This is a genomic window from Candidatus Krumholzibacteriia bacterium (genome assembly GCA_035268685.1).
In the GTDB taxonomy this organism is placed as follows: domain Bacteria; phylum Krumholzibacteriota; class Krumholzibacteriia; order JAJRXK01; family JAJRXK01; genus JAJRXK01.
This window is the reverse complement of record DATFKK010000185.1, coordinates 1-5,004: the sequence shown is the minus strand read 5'-3', so window position 1 is coordinate 5,004 and position 5,004 is coordinate 1. Positions and strand designations below refer to the sequence as shown.

General features: G+C 67.9%; 4 protein-coding genes. All 4 read left to right on the top strand.

The genetic code is table 11. The features are described from left to right. Positions 1-3,105, top strand: a 3,105-nt coding sequence (dnaE, locus tag VKA86_17995) for a DNA polymerase III subunit alpha (protein HKK73099.1), incomplete at its 5' end; no start/stop codon positions are given. Positions 3,106-3,237: 132 nt separating this feature from the next. Continuing rightward, positions 3,238-4,212, top strand: coding sequence for an acetyl-CoA carboxylase carboxyltransferase subunit alpha (locus tag VKA86_17990; protein ID HKK73098.1), 975 nt, complete (start codon positions 3,238-3,240; stop codon positions 4,210-4,212). Between the two features lie 173 nt (positions 4,213-4,385). Beyond that, positions 4,386-4,658, top strand: coding sequence for a Trm112 family protein (locus tag VKA86_17985; protein HKK73097.1), 273 nt, complete (start codon positions 4,386-4,388; stop codon positions 4,656-4,658). A gap of 80 nt (positions 4,659-4,738) precedes the next feature. After that, the coding region (locus VKA86_17980) for a hypothetical protein (GenBank protein HKK73096.1) at positions 4,739-5,004 on the top strand (266 nt) is incomplete at its 3' end.

The following is a 5,004-nucleotide window of genomic DNA, read 5'->3' as shown; positions in this document are numbered from 1 at the left end:
GGTGGCGGGGACGGAGTCGTCACGGCACCCCTGCGCGACGGCGACCTCGACCAGGCCACGCGTCTGGCCGGTCGCTATCGGGAGATCTTCGGCTCCGACTCCTTCTTCGTCGAGATCCAGGACCACGGGCTGGACTGGGAGGAACGGGTCCGCGCGCTGGCGTCCGAGCTCGCGCGGCGGGAGGGGCATCGTCTGGTCGCCACGAACCACGCGCACGCGGTGCGCCGCGAACAGTCGAATGCACTCGACGTCCTGTGGGCCATCCGCAACGGCACGACCATCGACGATCTCGACCGGGTCCGCCTGGAGTCGCCCGAGTACCACCTGAAGAGTTCCGACGCGATGCGCGAACTCTTCGAGGCCTATCCGGACGCGGTGGCGAACACGGTGGCGATCGCCGAACGCTGTGACGTCGACATCGGCACCGACGAGTACCACCTGCCCGAGTTCCCCATTCCCGACGAGTTCCCCGAGCCCATCGACTACCTCGCCCACCTGTCGCGCGAAGGGGCCGTCGAACGGTACGGAGAACGCAACGAACGGATCGACGCGCGTCTCGACCACGAGCTCGGCGTGATCCGGTCGATGGGATTCGCCGGTTACTTCCTGATCACCAGCGACTTCGTGCGGGCCGCGCGCGAGCGGCAGATCCCTGTGGGGCCGGGCCGCGGCTCGGCCGCCGGTTCGCTCGTGTGCTACTGCATCGGGATCACCGACATCGACCCTCTGCAGTACGACCTCCTCTTCGAGCGCTTTCTGAATCCCGAGCGCGTGTCGATGCCCGACATCGACATCGACTTCTGCTTCGAGCAGCGGGAGAAGGTCATCGACTACGTGGTCGAGACCTACGGCAAGGAATCGGTCTGCCAGATCATCACCTTCGGCAAGATCCTCGCCCGCGGTGCGATCAAGGACGTGGGCCGCGCCATGGGCCTGGGCTACGGCGAGACCGACCGCATCGCGAAGATGATCCCCGACGAGCTGGGGATCACGTTGGCGCAGGCGCTGGAGAAGACCGAGGAGCTGCGAAACCTGCGCGAGGAGGACCCGCGCTACGACCGGCTGATCCACACCTGCCTCGAGCTGGAGGGCACCTACCGCCACACCTCGATCCATGCCGCGGGTGTGCTGATCGCTCCGGGCGATCTCATCGACCACATGCCGTTGCACAAGACGACGAAGGACGAAGTCACCACGCAGTGGGACATGGTCAAGGTCGAGGAGATGGGCTTCCTGAAGATGGACTTCCTCGGCCTGCGCACGCTGACGGTGATCGACAAGGCGCTGAAGTTCCTGCCCGAGCTCGGCGGTCCGTCGATGTCCGATCGCGAGATCCCGCTCGACGATCCGCCCGTGTACGACCTTCTCGGCCGCGGCGAGACCGTCGGCGTGTTCCAGCTCGAGTCGAGCGGCATGCAGGAGATCCTGCGCAAGCTGAAGCCCTCGGGCTTCGACGACGTCACGGCCGTCAACGCGCTCTACCGTCCCGGGCCGCTCGGCACGGGCATGGTCGACGACTTCATCGACCGCAAGCACGGCCGCAAGAAGATCGAGTACGAGCACGAGATCCTCGAGCCGATCCTCGAGCCCACCTACGGCGTGATCCTGTACCAGGAGCAGGTCATGCGCATCGCGGGCGACATGGCCGGCTACTCGCTCGGCCAGGCCGATCAGCTGCGACGCGCCATGGGCAAGAAGAAGATCGAGGTCATGGCCGAGCAGAAGGTCGTCTTCGTCGAGGGCGCGGCGGAGAAAGGCGTGGAGAAGGAGACGGCCGAGCACGTCTTCGACCTCATGGCCTACTTCGCCGGCTACGGCTTCAACAAGAGCCACAGCGCGGCCTACGCGGTGCTCGCCGTGCAGACGGCGTGGCTCAAGGTCCATTGGCCCTCGGCCTTCATGGCCTCGACGATGACCAGCGAGATGGGCACGACCGATCGCGTGGTGACCCTGGCCGACGAGTGCCGGCGCATGGGGCTGACCGTCCACCCGCCCGACGTGAACACCTGCACTGCCGACTTCCGCCCGACGCCCGACGGCGTGCGCTACGGTCTGGGCGCGATCAAGAACGTCGGGCTCGGGGCCATCGAGGCGATCGTCGAGGCGCGGAAGCGGCTCGGCCGCGACTTCGAGGACCTGTACGAGTTCTGCGACGAGGTCGATCCCGGGCGGATGAACCGGCGCATGATCGAGGCGCTGATCCTGGCGGGCGCCCTGGACACCCTGCCCGGCCGGCGCGAGCAGAAGGTGGCGGCCCTGGATCTCGCCCTGGCCCGCGCGCAGCGGCGTGCCCGTGATCGGGACCGGGGCCAGACGAGCCTCTTCGGTGGGGACGGCGACGACGGCGGTCTGACCGAATCGAGCGGCGTTCTCCCCGACGTCGCGCCGTGGACGCTGCGCGAGACCCTGTCCCGGGAACGCGAGCTCATCGGCATGTACCTCAGCGCCCATCCTCTCGACGAGGAACGGCGGCTGCTGGACCTGTTGCAGCCCTTCCCCCTGGGGGAGATGGGCGCACTCGAACCCGACCGCATGGTCGCGTGTGTCGGCGTCGTGACGTCACGCCGGGTCGTGACGTCGCGCAAGACGGGACGGCTGATCGCCTTCGTCGGCATGGAGGATCTCAGCGGCCGGGCCGAGACCGTGGTCTTCTCCGATGGTTACGAGACGCACCGTCAACGCATCGCCAGCGACGAGCCGCTGGTCTTCGTGTTGCGGACGTCGCGGCGCGAGGGCGAGGACACGAACCGGATCGGGCTCGAGGATCTGCTGACCCTCGACGAAGCCCTCGCCCGGCTCGTGCGTTCGATCACGCTCCACGTCGATGCGGAGGTCGACGCCGGACGGGTGGAGCGTGTGTTGGAGGCCGTGGCTGCCTCTCCGGGGGACACGCCGATCCGGCTGAGTGTGCAGGGTTCGGGGGCGGACACGATCGACGTCCGCACGCGACGCGGCGTGACCCCGAGTGCCGCCCTTCTGCACGCCTTGATCGACGCGCTGGGCGACCCTGCGGTCGAGCTCGAGGCGATGCCCGCGGTGCGGCTGGTCCCCGATCGTCCTCGGATGCGCCGTCGGCCCGAGACCGCCGCTTCGACCGCCGCCTGACCCCCCGTCCGTGGCCGGACATTCGGGTGGGCGCGGGCGCCGGCCTGCGCTACTTTCGGGATTCGCCCGCCGGTCCGGTCCCGGTGGACGCGACGCCCGACCCGTTGAGCCGAGATCCCGCGAGGTGCGACCATGGGTGATCCCAAGCGCGCGAGCGTCACGCTCGACTTCGAGAAGCCGATCGTGGAGCTCGAGGAGAAGATCCTCGAGCTGCAGCAGTCCGCGCAGAACAGCGATCTGGACGTCAGCGACGAGGTCGCGAAGCTCCGCGCCCGGGTCGAGAAGCTGGGCAAGGAGATCTTCAGCTCGCTCGAGCCCTGGCAGCGGGTGCAGTTGGCTCGGCACCCGCGACGTCCGACGACGCTGGACTACGTGGAGCGGATCTTCGAGGACTACAAGGAGATCCACGGCGACCGGGCCTACGCCGACGATCCGGCCATCGTCGGGGGCATGGCCCGCCTCGGCCACCGTCACGTCATGATCATCGGCCATCAGAAGGGCCGCGATACCAAGAGCAACATCCGGCGGAACTTCGGGATGCCCCATCCCGAGGGCTACCGCAAGGCCCTGCGGCTCATGAGACTTGCCGCCAAATTCGGACGACCGGTCATCACTTTCGTGGACACTCCGGGGGCCTATCCGGGGGTCGGGGCCGAGGAACGGGGCCAGGCCGAGGCCATCGCCCACAATCTCCTGGAGATGGCCGGTCTTCCGGTTCCGATCCTGGTCTTCGTGACCGGCGAGGGCGGCAGCGGGGGAGCTCTGGCCATCGCCGTGGGCGACCGCGTGACGATGCTCGAGAACAGCATCTACTCCGTGATCAGCCCCGAGGGCTGCGCTGCGATCCTCTGGAAGGACCAGTCGAAGGCGAACCAGGCCGCCGCGGCCATGCGCATCACGGCCGAGGACGTCAGTGGATTCGGCGTGGTCGACCGGGTCCTGCGCGAACCCGTCGGCGGGGCTCATCGGGATCCCGACGGAACGGCGGCGATCCTGCGCGACGCTCTGCTCGAAGACCTGGAAGCGCTCGAAAGTGTTGAGACACAACAACTTCTGGATGATCGTCTGCAGAAGTACCTGAACATCGGCGTGTTCCACCAGGAGTGAGCACCGCCACGGCGTCGTCGGTGGCGCCAAGTGCTTGGATCGAATACGCTTGGCCGGTTCTCCCCCGGTCCGCCGGGGGCGGCCGCCGCTTCGTCGAGCGGTGGGCCGGCCGACAGGCCCGAAACCTGCAATCCCTACCGGGGCCTGGTGACTCCTTTCCGCCGAGGTGGATCGTGATCAGCAACGAACTCGTCGAGATCCTGGTGTGTCCCGAGGACCACACGCCCGTGCATCGGGCCGACCAGGAACTCCTCGACAGCCTGAACGAGAACATCCGCAAGGGTGAGCTCAAGACCCGCGAGGGCGAGCTGGTGCTCGATCTCCTCGAGGAGGGCCTGATCCGTGAGGACGGGAAGGTGCTCTACCCCGTTCGGGAGGGAATCCCGATCATGCTGGTGAGCGAGTCGATCTCGCTGGCCGAGGAGGACGCGGGCGCCGAGGCATGAGCCCGACCTCGCTCCGGATCCCGGCCCATTCGACTCCCTCCGCCCGACCCGTGCGTTCCGAACCCCCGAGGCAGTCCTCGATGAACGACCGCACCCGGAGACGACCGCCGTCGATCTGGATGGCCGCCGTGCTGTCGATGATGCTGGTGTCGGCCGCACAAGCGGTGGGATACCAGTGTTTCGACGCCCGCTTCACCGTGCTCGAGTCCGGTCTGGACCGGACCGTCACCCTGCTCGAGGTCGACGGCCCCGACGCGCGCGTGCCCGAGTCCTACGCGGTGGCCCTGCCGACCGACGAGCGGCCCGAGATCTGGTTCGTGGAGATCGACGGCCAGCCCATCGAGCC